The 15,774-nt window shown below is 62.0% G+C and carries 13 protein-coding genes and 1 pseudogene; 7 read left to right on the top strand and 7 right to left on the bottom strand.

What is annotated here, in order from left to right; translation table 11 throughout:
• The first annotated feature begins 129 nt into the window (after positions 1 to 129).
• Complete coding sequence (locus tag B0G81_RS01380) at positions 130 to 1,761, top strand: acyl-CoA synthetase (protein ID WP_134132786.1); 1,632 nt, start codon at positions 130 to 132, stop codon at positions 1,759 to 1,761.
• Positions 1,762 to 1,812: 51 nt separating this feature from the next.
• Here B0G81_RS01380 and B0G81_RS01375 read toward each other — a convergent pair whose 3' ends face one another.
• From B0G81_RS01375 to B0G81_RS01365, 3 genes are all read right to left on the bottom strand, one after another.
• Positions 1,813 to 2,037: a hypothetical protein gene (locus B0G81_RS01375; RefSeq protein ID WP_106282676.1), complete on the bottom strand. Its 225-nt coding sequence runs from the start codon at positions 2,035 to 2,037 to the stop codon at positions 1,813 to 1,815.
• Between the two features lie 290 nt (positions 2,038 to 2,327).
• On the bottom strand, positions 2,328 to 2,531 hold the full coding sequence (locus B0G81_RS01370) for a cold-shock protein (protein WP_106282677.1): 204 nt from the start codon (positions 2,529 to 2,531) through the stop codon (positions 2,328 to 2,330).
• Positions 2,532 to 2,827: 296 nt separating this feature from the next.
• Positions 2,828 to 3,463: a LysE family transporter gene (locus B0G81_RS01365; RefSeq protein ID WP_116122430.1), complete on the bottom strand. Its 636-nt coding sequence runs from the start codon at positions 3,461 to 3,463 to the stop codon at positions 2,828 to 2,830.
• Between the two features lie 462 nt (positions 3,464 to 3,925).
• Between B0G81_RS01365 and B0G81_RS01360 the strand changes: the two genes are divergently transcribed.
• Together B0G81_RS01360 and B0G81_RS01355 are read left to right on the top strand one after the other, a co-directional pair.
• Positions 3,926 to 4,189 (top strand): H-NS family nucleoid-associated regulatory protein, encoded by a 264-nt coding sequence (locus B0G81_RS01360; protein WP_116147116.1) that lies wholly within the window; start codon positions 3,926 to 3,928, stop codon positions 4,187 to 4,189.
• Between the two features lie 164 nt (positions 4,190 to 4,353).
• Positions 4,354 to 5,586, top strand: a complete 1,233-nt coding sequence (locus tag B0G81_RS01355; RefSeq protein WP_134132782.1) for a serine hydrolase — start codon at positions 4,354 to 4,356, stop codon at positions 5,584 to 5,586.
• A gap of 147 nt (positions 5,587 to 5,733) precedes the next feature.
• On the opposite strand, the gene pcaG is transcribed toward B0G81_RS01355, so the two are convergent.
• The gene (pcaG, locus tag B0G81_RS01350) at positions 5,734 to 6,321 is read right to left on the bottom strand and encodes a protocatechuate 3,4-dioxygenase subunit alpha (RefSeq protein ID WP_134132779.1); all 588 of its coding nucleotides are present in this window, start codon (positions 6,319 to 6,321) and stop codon (positions 5,734 to 5,736) included.
• A gap of 3 nt (positions 6,322 to 6,324) precedes the next feature.
• Entirely contained in the window at positions 6,325 to 7,029 is a 705-nt protein-coding gene (gene pcaH, locus B0G81_RS01345; protein WP_106282682.1) for a protocatechuate 3,4-dioxygenase subunit beta, read from the bottom strand.
• A 108-nt stretch (positions 7,030 to 7,137) separates the two neighbouring features.
• On the opposite strand from pcaH, the gene pcaQ reads away from it, so the two are divergent.
• Both pcaQ and B0G81_RS01335 read left to right on the top strand, forming a co-directional pair.
• On the top strand, positions 7,138 to 8,121 hold the full coding sequence (gene pcaQ / locus B0G81_RS01340) for a pca operon transcription factor PcaQ (RefSeq protein ID WP_134132773.1): 984 nt from the start codon (positions 7,138 to 7,140) through the stop codon (positions 8,119 to 8,121).
• A 250-nt stretch (positions 8,122 to 8,371) separates the two neighbouring features.
• Positions 8,372 to 9,505, top strand: a complete 1,134-nt coding sequence (locus B0G81_RS01335) for a VOC family protein (protein WP_134132768.1) — start codon at positions 8,372 to 8,374, stop codon at positions 9,503 to 9,505.
• 19 nt (positions 9,506 to 9,524) lie between these two features.
• Here the strand turns inward: B0G81_RS01335 and B0G81_RS01330 are convergent, their stop codons facing one another.
• On the bottom strand, positions 9,525 to 10,457 hold the full coding sequence (locus B0G81_RS01330; RefSeq protein ID WP_208328501.1) for a LysR substrate-binding domain-containing protein: 933 nt from the start codon (positions 10,455 to 10,457) through the stop codon (positions 9,525 to 9,527).
• Between the two features lie 167 nt (positions 10,458 to 10,624).
• Between B0G81_RS01330 and B0G81_RS01325 the strand changes: the two are divergent.
• Together B0G81_RS01325 and B0G81_RS01320 are read left to right on the top strand one after the other, a co-directional pair.
• Positions 10,625 to 11,661: pseudogene (locus B0G81_RS01325) on the top strand (DUF1338 domain-containing protein).
• A 42-nt stretch (positions 11,662 to 11,703) separates the two neighbouring features.
• Positions 11,704 to 14,703, top strand: a complete 3,000-nt coding sequence (locus B0G81_RS01320) for an FAD-binding and (Fe-S)-binding domain-containing protein (RefSeq protein ID WP_134132765.1) — start codon at positions 11,704 to 11,706, stop codon at positions 14,701 to 14,703.
• A 30-nt stretch (positions 14,704 to 14,733) separates the two neighbouring features.
• Here B0G81_RS01320 and B0G81_RS01315 read toward each other — a convergent pair whose 3' ends face one another.
• Entirely contained in the window at positions 14,734 to 15,366 is a 633-nt protein-coding gene (locus tag B0G81_RS01315; RefSeq protein WP_106282688.1) for an XRE family transcriptional regulator, read from the bottom strand.
• Positions 15,367 to 15,774: the final 408 nt, after the last annotated feature.

The raw sequence follows: 15,774 nt of genomic DNA, 5'->3' as shown, positions 1-15,774 counted from the left end.
ACCATAACCATTGTTAGCCTAGTTCATCAATCAGAATAATCGACGGCGCGCTCAGCGCCTTAGCAACCATGTTGCATGGGACCAGAGTAAGCGCTAAAGCGCTAACTCTGGTCGACAGGAGACGATGCGATGAAACACATGTTCGAAGCAGGCCTCGAGCGCCGTGAAGCCAACTATGTCCCGCTAACGCCGATCGATTTCATCGTGCGCGCGGCGGAAGTCTACGGTGAGCGGCCGGCGGTCGTCCATGGGGAGATTCGCCGCAACTGGCGCGAGACCTACGAACGCGCCCGGCGTCTGGCCAGCGCACTGCAGCGCGCCGGCATTCAGCGTGGCGACACGGTCGCGGCCTTGCTGCCCAACATTCCTCCGATGATAGAAGCGCACTTCGGCGTGCCCATGGCCGGCGCCGTGCTCAATACGCTGAATACGCGGCTCGACATATCGTCGCTGTTGTTCATGCTGCGTCACGGCGAGGCGAAGGCACTGATCGTCGATACCGAGTACGGCGAGTTCGCGCATCGCGCCGCGCTGGAATTCCCGGACTTGCGCGTGATCAGCGTGGCGGACGCGCTGCCGGCCGACCCGGCTCAATTCATCCGCGCCACGGATTACGAAGCGTTCCTGCAATCCGGCGACCCCGAATTCGCGTGGACCCTGCCGGCCGACGAATGGGACGCCATCGCGCTGAACTACACCTCGGGCACGACCGGCGATCCGAAGGGCGTGGTCTATCACCATCGCGGCGCCTATCTGAACGCGCTGAGCAATATCCTCGAATGGGATATGCCAAAGCACGCCGTCTACCTGTGGACCTTGCCGCTATTTCACTGCAACGGCTGGTGTTTTCCGTGGACGGTGGCCGCGCGCGCCGGCGTCAATGTCTGTCTGCGCAAATTCGATGCGAAGACGGTGTTCGATCTGATTCGCCGCGAGCGCATCACGCACTATTGCGGCGCGCCGATCGTGCAGAGCGCGCTCGCGAATGCGCCGGCCGAATGGCGCGAGGGCATCGAGCATCGCGTGTCGACGATGGTGGCAGGCGCCGCGCCCGCGCCCGCGGTGATCGCGAAGATGAAGGAGATCGGCTTCGATCTCACGCATGTGTATGGACTCACCGAAACCTACGGGCCGGCCGCAGTCTGCGCGAAACAGGAGCAGTGGGAGGCGCTCGACGACAGCGAGCGCGCCGAACTGAACGCGCGGCAAGGCGTGCGCTATCACTTGCAGGCCGCGGTGACCGTGCTCGACCCGGACACGCTGACACCCGTGCCCGACGATGGCGAGACGATCGGCGAGATCATGTTCCGCGGGAACATTTGCATGAAGGGCTATCTGAAGAACGAGCGCGCGACGGAAGCCACTTTCCAGGGCGGTTGGTTCCATACCGGCGATCTCGGCGTGCGAATGCCCGACGGCTATATTCGCATTCGCGATCGCAGCAAGGACATCATCATTTCCGGCGGCGAGAACATTTCGAGCATCGAGGTCGAAGATACGCTGTACCGTCACCCCGCGGTCTCTGTAGCGGCCGTGGTGGCGATGGCTGATCCGAAATGGGGCGAGGTGCCGTGTGCCTTCGTCGAACTCAAGGAGGGGGCTCAGGTGAGCGCAGAAGAGATCATTGCGCACTGCCGGCTCTTTCTTGCGGGATACAAGTTGCCGAAAGCGGTGCGCTTCGGCGAATTGCCGAAGACATCGACGGGAAAAATTCAGAAGTTCGAATTGCGTGCGCGTATCAAGGCCGAAGAAAAGCCGTGAAGGTCGCGCGCGTGATGACGTGGCGTGGCGAATGCCACGCCGGTCGCGAGCTTAGCCGCGCGTGTCGACCCAATGACGTGCCCAACGTGCCGAGTGCTGCAAGGCCTGTTCTTCGTTCGTGAAGTAATCGAGCGAATAGAACTGGTAGCGCCCTTCGGTGCGCGCGCTGTCGGCGCGTTCGAGCAACAGATTGGATGAAAAAGTGCCATCGGGCAAACGGTGCGCCGAGGGTTTGACGGCATAGCCGTTGTAGTGCTGAATATGTTTGTTTTGCATTTTATATTTTAATGATGTTCGAGTGCGCGCCTGCCTTGCGGACCGTTGTACGAGTCGTGCGGGCGAGCTGATTCAAGCCATTGCGAGCCGAATCCTGATGCAGTCGGAAAGCGGAAAATGGGCGTTGAAGCCGGAGGGGAGAATGAGGTGCAACGAGGCGTTTGGCGCTCAGGCAAGCTGCTTGGAATGACATGCAGCTCAAAGCGATACGCGCCAACTGTGGGAGACAAAGCTCCGCGAGGATGTCGCTGCAGCCCGATGTCCGTTGCCGGACACCGAGCCCTTCAAACTTACAGCGGCTTGATGTTAGCCGCTTGCAGACCCTTCGGGCCTTGCTTCGTTTCGAAGCTCACTTTCTGATTCTCAGCCAGCGTCTTGAAGCCGTCGCCGGTGATTTCGGAGAAGTGCGCGAACAGGTCGTCGCCGCCCTTGTCCGGAGTGATGAAGCCAAAGCCTTTGCTGTCGTTGAACCACTTAACGGTACCGGTATCCATGAAGAATCCTTGAGTAAAAAATAGAAAGATGTGCTCTGTGCGAGAGCGTGTGAAGCGTCAAGGAGGGAGAGGACAACGAATACCGCTGAGGGAGCGAGACATTGATGAACAGCAATCGAACTTCTTGAACTTCGGGTGCCACATTAACCGCCGGGGTGCATCAGCGTCAACACTTATCTTGTAACTGTTTTGTCGGGCGCGGGGCGCGGCGCGTGTTGAGCGCTTGCCCATAAGGCCTTGGCTCCCCGGCTTGCCGTGCTGCGGAGCACGACAAACCGTTCGAGCATTACGCGTTTTCAGATGCCCACTTTGTGTGCCGTCAGAATCAGGCGCAATCCCAGCGCGGCGACTGCGCTCGCCGCGACGCGATCGACCCAGGCTTTCCATTGCAGGTAGATTTCGCGCGGCCGCTTGCTCGAAAAACACAGTGCGACGACAGTGTACCAGCCGGCTTCGATAGCGAAGATCGCGGGCGGCAACGCAAAGTAGCACCACAACGGCGGATGTTGCGGCAGCAGCGCTGCGAAAATACTGCCGTAGTAGACGGCTGTCTTCGGATTGCTGAGTTGGGTGCTCAAGCCGATCCAGAACGATTTGCGAGCATTGCCCGGGACCGCTTGCGCGGCATCGAAGGCAAGCGGCTTGGCGGCGCCGCGCCAGATTTTCGACGCGAGGTAGATCAGATACAGCCCGCCCGCCACTTTCAGGCCGACGTAGAGCCATTCGACACTTGCCAGCAAGGTATAGAGACCGAGTAACGCAATGCCGCTAAAGAACACGCCGCCCACACCCATGCCGAGGGCGGTAGCGAGACCGTCGCCGCGCGACAGTCCGATCGCATTGCGAGCGACAATGACGAAGCTCGGTCCCGGACTCATGGCGCCTAACAACAGTGCCGCGAGGATGGTGATGATGGCGGTTGAAGCGGTCATGATCGAATGTCTCCTGTGCGCGAGCGTGCTAGTCAGTGAACATAACATGAGAGAAGCGGCTCTGCTTTTTTCCCTTGCTGTGCACTCATTTCCTGTCAATGGGTATTACCGGTTCTGCTTGCAGTCCGGATACCCGAGCGTATTGAAAGCCGTGCATCGCGGACTAACAATTCGTTGCTGCAAGCAAAAGAAATTGGATGCTAGAATCGCTTTCCATACGCTGAAGCAGCCCCGAACCACGGGGCGAGACACGAGCGCAATTCGATCCGGTTGCCGACGAATTCCCCATAATCCAAGATTTAATGGGCATGATTTCCAGGTGCGAGTTTTCCCGCATCGGGAGAGGCATCGCGAGTTCGATTCGCACTCGAGCCATCTGAATCACGCATAGGCTTCGCGTTGTTTTAGCGAAGCATTTTGTTTTTCTAACGCGAGCATTATTAGCCGCGACACTGGTACGTTATGAAAGAGCTTGGGGAACAACGGCAGCTCGACTTCGACGGGAATGCACGTGAGCGCCTGATCGCATGGATTCGGCGGCGCATGGACGAATACGGCATTACGATAGAAGCGCTCGCCGAAGCGATCGAAACCGATGCGGCCGCAACCCGGGCCGTCATGTATCGCGACGCATACGGCAATACGTGGGACGGTCACGGTGATAAACCGGACTGGCTCGCGCGTGCAATTTACGCTGGACAGAACATCGATCATTTCCGTTGCTAAGGGTGGCTAAGGGTGGCGTCTGCTGCTTGCGTACGGTTGTCGCATAGCGAGTCGCTGCGGTCCTTTGCCGTTGATCGCATGTACGATCTGCCTTAAGATCGGCGGGTCGTTGCCGATTCCGTGCCCATTCATGCGGGCGCATGCGGCACAGAACTGGAAGCTGCATGCCGTACTGTCGTCGAACTCCTTCATCTGAATTTCCGGCTTTTCGTTTCCCTGTCTGGCTCCGTTGTTTCGCGGTATTCGGCCTGTTGTGGCTGAATATCGGCGGGTCGTTTGGCGCGGAGCACGCGGCCTCACGCCAGCCGTCCGCGCGTGCGAATCGGCATGTCGAGCCATCCACGAAACACACGGCGAAGGCGAAAGCCACACGCTTGAGCAAAGCGAGGCAGCCAACCGCCGGCAAGACCCGGCGTCGTGTCGCGCACAAGCGCAAGCACGTGACGAGCCCCGAGCGGACGATGCATGTCAGCAAAGTCACACTCAAACATCGCCGGCAAGCCGCGCGCAATGCGCGGGATCCACGCGCCGTGAGACGCCCGGCGGTCCTGGCGGCAAAGGGCGATACGCAACAAGCGTCAGCCTCGCGTGCGTCGATGCCGCATAAGGGCCCTCGTCTGCTGGCGCGCTGCGGCTACACACCCAAATCGCGTGCGCTGCTTCGCGGCAGATCCGTCTACGTCGTCGACGAACGAACGCAAACCGTGCTTACCGAAAAGCAGGCTGACCGGGTCATGCCAATCGCTTCGGTATCCAAACTGATGACCGCGGTCGTGTCGCTCGACGCAAAGCATGCGTTGAACGCGCCGCTTAACGTTACCGTTCAGGACCAGGATTTCGACAAGTTCACCGGCTCGCGTTTGAGTGTCGGTGCGACGTTATCGCGCCACGACATGCTGCATATTGCCCTGATGTCGTCGGAAAACCGCGCTGCGGCCGCGCTTAGCCGCGATTACACGGGCGGCCGCCCGGGCTTCGTCGCCGCGATGAATGCGAAGGCGCGCTCGCTCGGCATGCGGCATACGGCGTTCGTGAATGGCACCGGCTTGTCGCCGCAGAACGTTTCGACCGCGCGGGATTTGTCGTTGCTGGTTGCCGCAGCCAGCCGTTATCCGTTGATTCGCGCTTATTCCACCGATCGCGATCAGGTGGTTTTACCCGGCGGCGGACGGGCGAGCCTGAGTTATCACAACTCGAATGCGCTGGTGCGAGGCGGCGACCGGTCGATCGTGCTGCAGAAAACCGGTTTCATCAACGAGGCCGGACACTGCGTCGTGGTGCGAATGAAGGTGCGCGGCAGGCCGGTGGACATCGTCGTGCTGGGTGCGCCGGGCGCGCACGATCACATCGCCGACGTGGTGAGAATCAGCCGCTGGCTGCGCTGCTCGTTACAGTGAGCGCCATTCATCAGACGAGAAAGTAAAAAAAGACCAAAAAAAAGCCCGCGCAAGCGGGCTCAACTACTCGGAGTTTCGCGATCCAGTCGCTAGAAGGATCGTGATCAGTGTATGTGAAAGCTATATGAAAGTGTAGAAAAACCGCGATCAAAGATCGAAAAATACGGTTTCCTTAGCGCCTTGCATGTGGATGTCGAAACGGTAGACGTTCGCCACATTCGGCTCGCGGCGCGCGATCAGCGTATCGCGCCGGTCCGCTGGAACCGCTGCCAGCACGGGGTCTTTCTCGTTCGCCGCCGCTTCGTCCTCGAAATAGATGCGGGTGAACGTGTGCAACAACATGCCGCGCATGGTCAGGATCACGTTCAGGTGCGGCGCTTCATCCGGACTGGCGCGGCCCGGTTTCACCGTTTCCACCATGAAGCGATTGTGCGGATCCGTTCCGGTGCCCACGCGGGCGAAACCGCGAAAGCCGGTCTTCAGGATTTCCTCACGCGACTCCGGGAAGTGCCCATCCGCGTCCACCTGGGAGGCTTCGAGCATGGCGTCGCCAATGATCTTGCCGTCGCCATCGAACACCTGGCCGACGATCGTGATGTGTTCGCCGGCCGCCTCGCGATCAGCCAGAACCGGCGTGAACAGGCTCTTGAAGTCGAAATCGTATTGCTGCGGACATAGACCGTACGCGAAGTAAGGCCCAACCGTTTGCGAAGGCGTTTGCTTGAGAGTGGTCATGGCTTAGCGCTCCATCGGAGTTTCGTTACGGCCGCGCAGCACGATGTCGAAGTCGTAGCCGAGCGCATAGGCCTCTTGCGTGGTGTCCAGCGAGAAATCGGCGATCAGGCGGTCACGGGCGTGCTCCGGCGTGCCCTGGAAGATCGGGTCGAACGCCAGCAGCGGATCGCCGGGAAAGTACATCTGCGTGACGAGGCGCGAGCCGAAATGGTCGCCGAAGAGCGAGAAGTGGATATGGTTTGGACGCCACGCGTTCGGATGGTTGCCCCACGGATACGCGCCCGGCTTGATCGTGAGGAAACGGTAGCGACCTTCGTTGTCCGTGATGCAGCGGCCCGCGCCGAGGAAATTCGGGTCGAGCGGCGCGTCGTGCTGATCGGCCTTGTGGACATAGCGGCCGGCGGCGTTGGCTTGCCAGATTTCGACCAGCGTATTGCGCACCGGGCGGTTGCCTTCGTCGAGCACACGGCCCGTCACGATGATGCGTTCGCCAAGCGGTTCGCCGTTGCGCACGGCGTTACGTGTCAGGTCGTGATCGAGCGCGCCGAGGTCGTCGCTGCCGTAGACCGGCACGCGCTGGTCGCGCAGCTTTTCCTTCAGCGGAATCAGCGGACGCGTCGGGCCGCGTTTGACCGACGAACCATAGCCGGGGTAGACGTAAGCGGGATGCGACGTGAAGTCACGCGCGCTGAGAAAGGAATCGTCCATCCGTGTCTCCTTCGAGGAATTGTGAGATATGGCGTTATGGAAAGACTTTATCTAACCTAAGAGGTTATGCAAAATGACGTTTTCGCTCGTTTCGTATAACCTGTCGTTATGCAACGCAGTCTCGCGGACAGCCGCGTCAAATTCCGTCACCTCCAATGCTTTCTGGCCGTTGCGCAGTTCGGCAGCGTCCAGCGGGCGGCCGACAGCCTCTCGATCACCCAGCCCGCGGTCTCCAAGACCGTTGCCGAGCTCGAGGCGATTCTCGGCGTGAAGCTGTTCGAGCGCGGCCGCCACGGTGCCGTGCCGACCCGCGAGGGGCAGCTTTTCATGCCGCACGCGAGCGCCTGCGTTAGCGCGCTGCGCCAAGGTGTGGATTTGCTCGCGCGCGCGGAAGGCGCGGCCGCGGCCACGCTGGAAATCGGCATTCTCCCGACCGTCGCGGCGGCATTGATGCCGCCGGTGCTGAAGCAGTTCGCCACGCTGTGGCCGCGCGTGATCGTGCGCCTCGCGACCGGCGCCAACCCCGAATTGCTCGAGCGCCTGAAAGCGGGCACGATCGAATTTGCGATCGGTCGGCTGGCCGATCCCGAGCGGATGGTCGGGCTTAGTTTCGAGCAGTTGTTCAGCGAGCCGTTGATCGCGGTGGTCCGCGCCGGGCATCCGTTGGCGGCGGGCGCGGGGTTGCCGGCCACGTCGCTCGAGGACTTTCCGGTTGTGTTGCCGCCCTTCGGCACATTGATCCGGCAATCGGCGGACAGTCTGTTGAGCGCATGGGGTGTGCCGCCGTTGTCGGCGTTCATCGAGGTGCTGTCGGTTTCGACGGGCCGCGCGTTGACGCTGGAGAACGGCGCGGTGTGGTTCGTTCCACTGAGCGCGGTCGAATACGAACTGGCGCACGGCATGCTGGTACGTTTGCCATTGCCCTTCGCCGGCACCGGCGAGCCGGTCGGATTGATCCGGCGCTCGGACACGCAGCCGTCGCCGGTAGGGCGGGCGTTTATCGAGGCGGTGCGTGAGGTCGCGCAACAGCGCATGGCGTCGAGTGCGGATAAGGCAACAGGAAAGAGGGCGCAGAAGCGGGGCCGCAAATAGGGCGCTTCGTACGCGATCATGAATGTCGGGTAGCGCGAGGCGTGCGGCGGCGCCGTCGTGTGAACCATTCGGTACAAAATGAAGGTTGCGAACGCCCTGCTACCCGGTGTACAAACACGGTGCGAAAGCCGTCGCGGGCCACGATGCTGCGGCACACCACGCATGCAGTGTCTCACTGCGGATGTGGCGGCGGCTGCACCGACACCAGAAACAGTGCGAACCGCGTCGAAAGACTGTAAAGGAGATTGCCATGCCCAGCGACTTGCCCACTCCAGACGCCGCGCTGCGCGCCGTCGCGGCGCCTGAGCATAACCCGCTCGGCACTGCCGGCCTCGAATTCGTGGAATTCGCCGCGCGCGATCCGCAGGCGCTCGGTGAAACTTTCACCAAGCTCGGCTTCAAAGCGATTGCGCGGCATATCAGCAAGGACGTCACGCTCTATCGTCAGGGCGAGATGCAGTTTCTGATCAACGCCGAGCCGGACTCGTTCGCCGCGCGTTATGCCGAGGAGTACGGCGCGGGCATCTGTGCGATCGGCATTCGCGTGGCGGACGCGCAGCGCGCCTTCGACCGCGCGATCGAACTCGGCGCATGGGCGTTCGAAGGCGAGAAGATCGGCACGGGCGAGTTGCTGATTCCGGCCATTCAGGGCATCGGCGACTCGCATATCTATTTCGTCGACCGTTGGCGCGGGCGCGGCGGCCAGCGTGGCGGACTCGGCGACATTTCGATCTTCGACATCGACTTTCGGCCCATCGAAATCGACACGGCGCATGCCGACTTGAGTCATGCGGGCCACGGCCTCGTCGCGGTGGACCATCTGACGCAAACGGTCGGTGAAGGCCGGATGCAGGAGTGGCTCGACTTCTATCGCGACCTGCTCAACTTCCGCGAGATTCACGAGTTGCACGCCAACTGGCATGTATCGGCGGAATCGCGCGTGATGGTGTCGCCGTGCGGCGCGATTCGCGTGCCCTTGTACGAGGAAGGCACGAGCCGGACCAACCTGATGCACGAGTATTTGCCGGACCATCCGGGCGAAGGCGTGCAGCATATCGCCCTCGCCACCGACGATATTTTCGCCTGCGTCGAGCAGTTGCTTGCGAACGGTGTCGAATTCGTCGAGCCGCCGCCGAGATACTACGATCAGCTCGACGCGCGTCTGTCGGGTCATGGGCTCGATGTCGCACGGCTCAAGCGCACCCACGTGCTGGTGGACGGCGAAATCGGCGCGGACGGCGTGCCGCTGCTATTTTTCCAGACTTTCGTGCGGCGCCGTGCCGGCGAAATATTCTTCGAGATCGTGCAGCGTCAAGGTCATCACGGCTTCGGCGAGGGCAATCTAAGCGCACTGGCCAAAGCGCGGGAACAAGCCGGCGCTTGAGGCTTGCAGTAACGCGGGCTCAAGCGGAATCGGGAGGGCCGCCGACCAGAGGATTCACCGCGCTGTAGGCCGCGGCCTCGTGCAACAGCCACTCGCGAAAATTCGCCAGCGGCTTGCCGTGACTCAACTCGGTCGGATAGACGAGGTAGTACGCGGAGTCGGCGAGGGCGGGCGCATCGACCGGAACCACGAGCCCGAGCTGATCGAGGTGCGCATCAACGAAAAAGCGCGGCACCAGTGCAATCCCGAGACCGGCCGCGGCCGCGCTGATCAGCATGGTGTGCAGTTCGTAGCGCACGCCCTGCATGGCCCGGTTGTCGTCGACGCCCACGCTCGCGAACCATGACGCCCAGCCGTCCGGCCGCGTGGTGGAATGCAGCAGCGGATAGTTCAGCAGATCAGCGGCGCTTTGAACGGGCCGCTTCAGCAGACTCGCCGCGCACACCGGCACCACTTCTTCGCTGAACAGGAAATCCGCCGACGTGCCCGGCCACGTGGGCTTGCCGTAGTGAATCGCGGCTTCGAAATGGGTCTCGGCGAACGGGAACGTGCCGGTTCGAACGCCCATGTTCACGCGCACGTCGGGATACTGCGCATTGAATGCCGCGAGCCGGGGAATCAGCCATTGCGATGCGAAAGTCGGCAGAACCGCCAGTTCCAGATAACCGCCGCCGCTGCCGTGCGCGATGATGGACAGCGTGTCGCGATCGAGATGCTCCAGCGAGCGCCGCACCTGCGCGCTATACACCTTGCCCGCCTTCGTCAGCACGACGCGCTGTTTGACGCGTACGAACAGCCGCACGCCAAGATTGCTCTCCAGCGTGTTGATCTGTCGCGACACCGCGCTCTCGGTGAGAAAGAGTTCGCGCGCCGCGTGCGTGAAGCTCTCATGCCGCGCGGCGGCTTCGAAAGCGAGCAGCGCGCCCATGTTGGGGATCTTGAACTTTCGCACCTTGATTCCAAAAACGCATCAAGTGGCGATTTTATCTCGCTTTACGGCAAGCCCGGCGATTTGAATAATCACGTCTTCGATCGTGCCGTCCGGCGCCTTGCGTTTGGCTCGGCACGTGGGGTCGAACATGTGAATCAGCGCCCATCAGAGCTACGTAGAGAACCGCTATGCGAAACACCAGGAATGCGAATGTCGAACAACTGCTGCTGAATTGCTCGGCGCCGAAAAAACCGCACGGCTCTTCGCGACGCTGAATCATCCGCGCATTCTGGACGAATGGGAGGACGGCATCGTCACGCGCGCCGAGCTCGCGCAGGCGATGAACATGGCGCTGTTCGAGGATCTGCTGGCGCGCTCGGCGAACGGCCGCCAGTACACCGAGGAGACGATCGCGGCGGGCGGCAGCGTTTACTTCGATCATGGCGCCTTGCGCACGGTGCGCTGGCCGCACAGCGGCGCGCTGCCGACGGGCGAAGCCGCGTTTGCGCGCATTCTTCGTCCGCTCGGCTTCAGCGTCAACGGCCGCTATCCGCTCGACCGACTCGGCATGACCGGCCGCGCGTGGGCGCATGACGACGCGCCCGATGAAATCGCGCAGTTCTTCGTCAGCGAATTGCACCCTGAGCGGTTCTCGCCCGAGTTTCAACAGGCCGTGACCAACGTGATCGGCGCGTCGCGCGATCCGTTGACGCCACGCGCCATCGGCCAGTTATGGGAGCTCGAGCGCGACGGTGTGCTGCCGGTCGACGCGGCGCACGAATTGCTGCCGGTGATCGTCGGCGCGTTTGCGCGCCAGCACGACACGCCACGCGAAGCCGATTACGAAGTATTGTTGAACGAATCGGCGGAGATGGCGTGGATCGCCACGGAAGGCAACGCGTTCAACCATGCCACGGATCGCGTCGCGGATGTCTTTCAATTGTCCGACGACGAGAAGGCCAAGGGTCGTCCGATGAAACCGGAAGTGGAGCGCTCGCGTTCGGGACGCGTGTTCCAGACGGCGTATCGTGCCGACCTCGTGCAGCGCGAGTTTCGCGCGGCTGACGGCAGCGTCGTGACGCGCGAAGTGCCGGGCTCGTTCTACGAGTTCATCACGCGCAAGCGGACTTTCGATCAGGACGCGCGTCGTTGGGAAACGGACCTGCGTTTCGACGCGGGCAACGCACAGGGCATCTTCAAGATGACCGCGAGCCAGGCTGCCTGAGCGCGAAGCGGCAGCGCACAGGCACGAGAGACGGGGAGCGCAGTGGGAACGTCATTTGATGAGGAACAGGGCGCGGGCGTCGACGAATTGCACGAAAACGGCACTAGCGCACTGAAGCGGGCGCCGCACGTGGCCACACCTTTCACCGGCACCGCGGCTGTTCTGCAGGCGCTCGAAGCGGATTTGCGCAGCCATGTGCGCGGCGAAGTGCGCTTCGATCAGGGTTCAAAAGCGCTGTATGCGGCGGATGCGTCGAACTATCGGCAAGTGCCGCTCGCCGTCGTCGTGCCCGCGGATGTCGACGACCTGTTGGCCACGCTCGCCGCCTGCCGCCGCAATGACGTGCCGTTTCTCGCGCGCGGCGGCGGCACGTCGCAGAACGGGCAATGCGTCAACGTCGCGGTGGTCGCGGACGCGAGCAAGTATGTGAACCGTGTCGTGTCCGTCGATCCACTGGCGCGCGTCGCGATCGTCGAACCCGGCGTGGTCTGCGACACCTTGCGCGATGCCGCCGAACAGCACGGCCTCACCTTCGCATCCGATCCGGCGACGCACAGCCGCTGCACGCTAGGCGGCATGATCGCCAACAACTCGTGCGGCGCGCATTCGGTGATGGCCGGCAAAACGGTCGAAAACGTCGAGGCGCTGGAAGTCGCGACCGTCGACGGCGCGCGTTTCTGGGTCGGTCCAACCTCCGATCGGGAGCTCGAACGCATCATCGCCGAGGGCGGCCGTCAGGGTGAAATCTACGCCGCGCTGAAGCAGTTGCGCGATACCTACGCCGAGGAGATTCGTGCGAAATTTCCGCGGATCAAGCGGCGCGTGTCTGGCTTCAATCTCGATCAGCTGCTGCCGGAAAACGGCTTTAACGTCGCGCGCGCACTGGTCGGCACCGAAGGAACGTGTGCGCTCACCTTGCAGGCAAAAGTGCGCCTCGTGAAAAGTCCGGCGATGCGCGTGATCGTCGTGGTCGGCTTCACGGATATCTACACGGCGGCGGATGCCGTGCCGCATTTCATGCGCTGCGGGCCGATCGCTATCGAAGGACTGGACCGCGCGATCATTCGCGGTTTGCAGGCGCGCGGCTTGAAGCAGGACGAGATCGCGTTGCTGCCTGAAGGCGATGCATGGGTCGTGCTCGAATTCGGCGCGGACACGCAAGCCGACGTGATGCTTAAAGCGCGAGCCGCCGCCGCTTACTTTGCCTCGGGGCAGGCAGGGCCGAATGTGTCGGCGATGCTTGTCGAAGACCGGGCGTTGCAGGCCAAGGTCTGGTCGATCCGTGAGACGGGCGCGTCGGCGGTGGCGTTGTCGGTCGATACCGGCACGCCGGACCCGATTGTCGGCTGGGAAGATGCGGCGGTCGATCCGCTGCGTCTCGGCGATTATCTGCGCGCGTTCCAGGCGCTGGTGGATCGCTACGGTTACGAGACGAGCCTCTATGGCCATTTCGGCGATGGCTGCGTGCACGCGCGCATTACCTTCGATCTGCGCAGTGCGGAAGGCATCGCGACGTGGCGCAAGTTTCTGCGCGAAGCGGCTGAACTCGTCGTCAAATTCGGTGGATCACTGTCGGGCGAGCACGGCGACGGCCAGGCCAAGGCCGAGTTTCTGCCCATCATGTACGGCCCCGAATTGATGCAGGCGATGGAGCAGTTCAAGGCGATCTGGGATCCGGCCAATCGTCTGAATCCGGGCAAGGTCGTGCATGCGTATCGCGCCGATGAAAACCTTCGCATGGGCCCCGCCTACAAACCGGTCACGTTGCAAACCAGGTTGACGTTTGCGAACCAGCAAGGCGACGGTTTTCAGCGCGAGATCGAGCGGTGCATCGGCATGGGAAAGTGCCGCTCGCTCGAAGGCGGCACGATGTGCCCGAGTTATCGCGCGACACGTGAAGAGAAGTATTCGACGCGGGGCCGCGCGCATCTGTTCTGGGAAATGCTGCAAGGCGACGTGATCGCCGACGGCTGGCAAAGCCGCGAAGTGAAGGAAGCGCTCGATACGTGCCTCGCGTGCAAGGGCTGCAAATCCGATTGCCCGACGCATACGGACATGGCTTCCTACAAGGCGGAATTTCTTTCGCATTACTACGAGACGAAGCGTCGGCCGCGGCAGGCGCTGTTCATGGGGCGCATCGGCGAATGGGCGCCGTGGGCGGCGCGTTTTCCACGTCTGACGAACTTCATGACGTCGGCGCCGGGTTTGTCTTCGTTCGGTAAGTGGCTGGCCGGCGTGGCGCAAACGCGCGAACTGCCTCGTTTCGCGAATGCCACATACAGGCAGATCGCGCGACGTTCGCCGCAATCGGCACGTGATGCCCACGGCGACGTGAAGAAAGTGATCCTGTGGGTCGATACATTCAACGATCACTTCACGCCCGAGATCGCGCAGGCAGCCGCCGATGTCTTAAAGCAATTAGGCTGGCATGTCGTGTTGCCGAAGAACCGGTTGTGCTGCGGGCGTCCGCTGTATGACTTCGGGCTGCTCGAACGCGCACGCGAACTTCTCACGCACATTCTCGACGACCTCGCGGACGATATCGCCGCCGGCGTGCCGCTGGTCGGTCTCGAACCGGGCTGCTTGTCGGTGTTCAAGGACGAACTGCTGAAGCAACTGCCCGATCATGCATTGGCGAAGAAGTTGTCGGCGCAAACTTTTCTGTTCTCCGATTTCGTCGCGCGTCAGCCGTTCGATTGGCCAACGCTCGCCGCGGACGTGATCGTGCACGGACATTGCCATCAGAAGGCGCTGTTCGGCATGCAGGGCGATACCGCGCTGCTGAACAAGCTCGGCGTGAAATGGAAACTGCTCGATACAGGATGCTGCGGCATGGCGGGATCGTTCGGCTTCAACGCGGAGCACCATACGCTCTCCACGAAGATTGGCGAAGACACGCTGTTTCCGGCGGTGCGCGCGGCGGCTGCGGAGACGATCGTATTGACCAACGGCTTCAGTTGCCGTGAACAGATCGAGCAGGGAACCGGGCGTCACGCAATGCATATCGCCCAACTGGCGCAGCGGGCGTTGGCGGCGCGCTAAGCGCGCTCACGCGCGCTGCCGCGCTTGCATTTACTTCTTCGTCGATTCGATGGTGGCCGGCGCTTGAGGAATATCGGCGCTGGTCGCCATCCACAACACTTCGGCGTCTTCCTCACTCGTGGAGACCGCTGCGTGACCGGTGCGGCTGTCGAAGTAGAGGCTGTCGCCGGCATTCAGATGCGTCGGCGCATACAACTCCGAATAGAGACACACGCTGCCGCTGATCACATACAGAAACTCCTCGCCTTCGTGACGGCCCCAATCGTCGAAGGCGTCGAGCGTGTGCGCGGAGATGCGGATACGAAACGGCAGCATCGCCTTGTGCGCGAGGTCGGTGGCGAGCAGTTCCATCTGGTAGCCGCGATAGGCGTGGCGCTGGCCTTCGTTTTTGCGGGTCAGCGCGCGGCGGCCGCTCGCGCTGACTTTGGGCGTGGAACCGAACAGTTCGCCGATTTCGATCTTCAGTCCGAGGACGATTTTCTGCAGCACGTCGAAAGTGGGGGACATCAGGCCGTTTTCGACCTTCGAGAGCGTCGAGCGGGACACGCCGCACAGGCGGCTGGCGGTTTCCAGCGTCAGGTCCTGCGCCTGGCGGGCGGCGCGGACGCGGCGGCCGAGGTCGGTGATGGACGGATCGGCGGATTTGGCGAGATGGGTGTCCATGGGGCTTGATGCTCTGAATGCGCGCTTGGCGGGGCAATGTTGTTTCCGATAATAACATTTGAGGCGAGCCGCAAGTCCGCAGGCGAGTTTCAGGCGCTGTCAGCGGGATCGTCGCGCGCGCTTCGAGCCGTGCGCGTGGCCTGAGCGGTCAATTAGATTGGCGCGATCGAAGCGAGCGCGACATTCTCGTATTTTTCTCATCGGAAACTTTGAATCATCGCGGGCGAGCAACGGCCGATGGCGTCGTTGTAACGTCCAATATTAATCCGGGTCGCCGGCCGCGTTCGATATCGCGGTTTGATAATCCTGTTGCCTTTGCGCGGAAGGCATTAGTTCAGATACTGCGCAGCGCGCTTTGTTGTCTCTCGCGATCCGCCGGCCTTGATAGCAACCTCGCCCCGGTCAGCG

This window comes from Paraburkholderia sp. BL6665CI2N2, assembly GCF_004366535.1.
Lineage (GTDB): Bacteria > Pseudomonadota > Gammaproteobacteria > Burkholderiales > Burkholderiaceae > Paraburkholderia.
The sequence above is the reverse complement of the archived record's forward strand: the minus strand, read 5'-3'. Positions and strand labels throughout refer to the sequence as shown.

What these genes read in the sequence shown, in the direction of transcription:
- B0G81_RS01380 (WP_134132786.1), top strand. Translation starts at nt 130, where the DNA reads ATGAAACACATGTTCGAAGCAGGCCTCGAGCGCCGTGAAGCCAACTAT.
- B0G81_RS01375 (WP_106282676.1), bottom strand. Translation starts at nt 2,037, where the DNA reads ATGCAAAACAAACATATTCAGCACTACAACGGCTATGCCGTCAAACCC.
- B0G81_RS01370 (WP_106282677.1), bottom strand. Translation starts at nt 2,531, where the DNA reads ATGGATACCGGTACCGTTAAGTGGTTCAACGACAGCAAAGGCTTTGGC.
- B0G81_RS01365 (WP_116122430.1), bottom strand. Translation starts at nt 3,463, where the DNA reads ATGACCGCTTCAACCGCCATCATCACCATCCTCGCGGCACTGTTGTTA.
- B0G81_RS01360 (WP_116147116.1), top strand. Translation starts at nt 3,926, where the DNA reads ATGAAAGAGCTTGGGGAACAACGGCAGCTCGACTTCGACGGGAATGCA.
- B0G81_RS01355 (WP_134132782.1), top strand. Translation starts at nt 4,354, where the DNA reads ATGCCGTACTGTCGTCGAACTCCTTCATCTGAATTTCCGGCTTTTCGT.
- pcaG (WP_134132779.1), bottom strand. Translation starts at nt 6,321, where the DNA reads ATGACCACTCTCAAGCAAACGCCTTCGCAAACGGTTGGGCCTTACTTC.
- pcaH (WP_106282682.1), bottom strand. Translation starts at nt 7,029, where the DNA reads ATGGACGATTCCTTTCTCAGCGCGCGTGACTTCACGTCGCATCCCGCT.
- pcaQ (WP_134132773.1), top strand. Translation starts at nt 7,138, where the DNA reads ATGCAACGCAGTCTCGCGGACAGCCGCGTCAAATTCCGTCACCTCCAA.
- B0G81_RS01335 (WP_134132768.1), top strand. Translation starts at nt 8,372, where the DNA reads ATGCCCAGCGACTTGCCCACTCCAGACGCCGCGCTGCGCGCCGTCGCG.
- B0G81_RS01315 (WP_106282688.1), bottom strand. Translation starts at nt 15,366, where the DNA reads ATGGACACCCATCTCGCCAAATCCGCCGATCCGTCCATCACCGACCTC.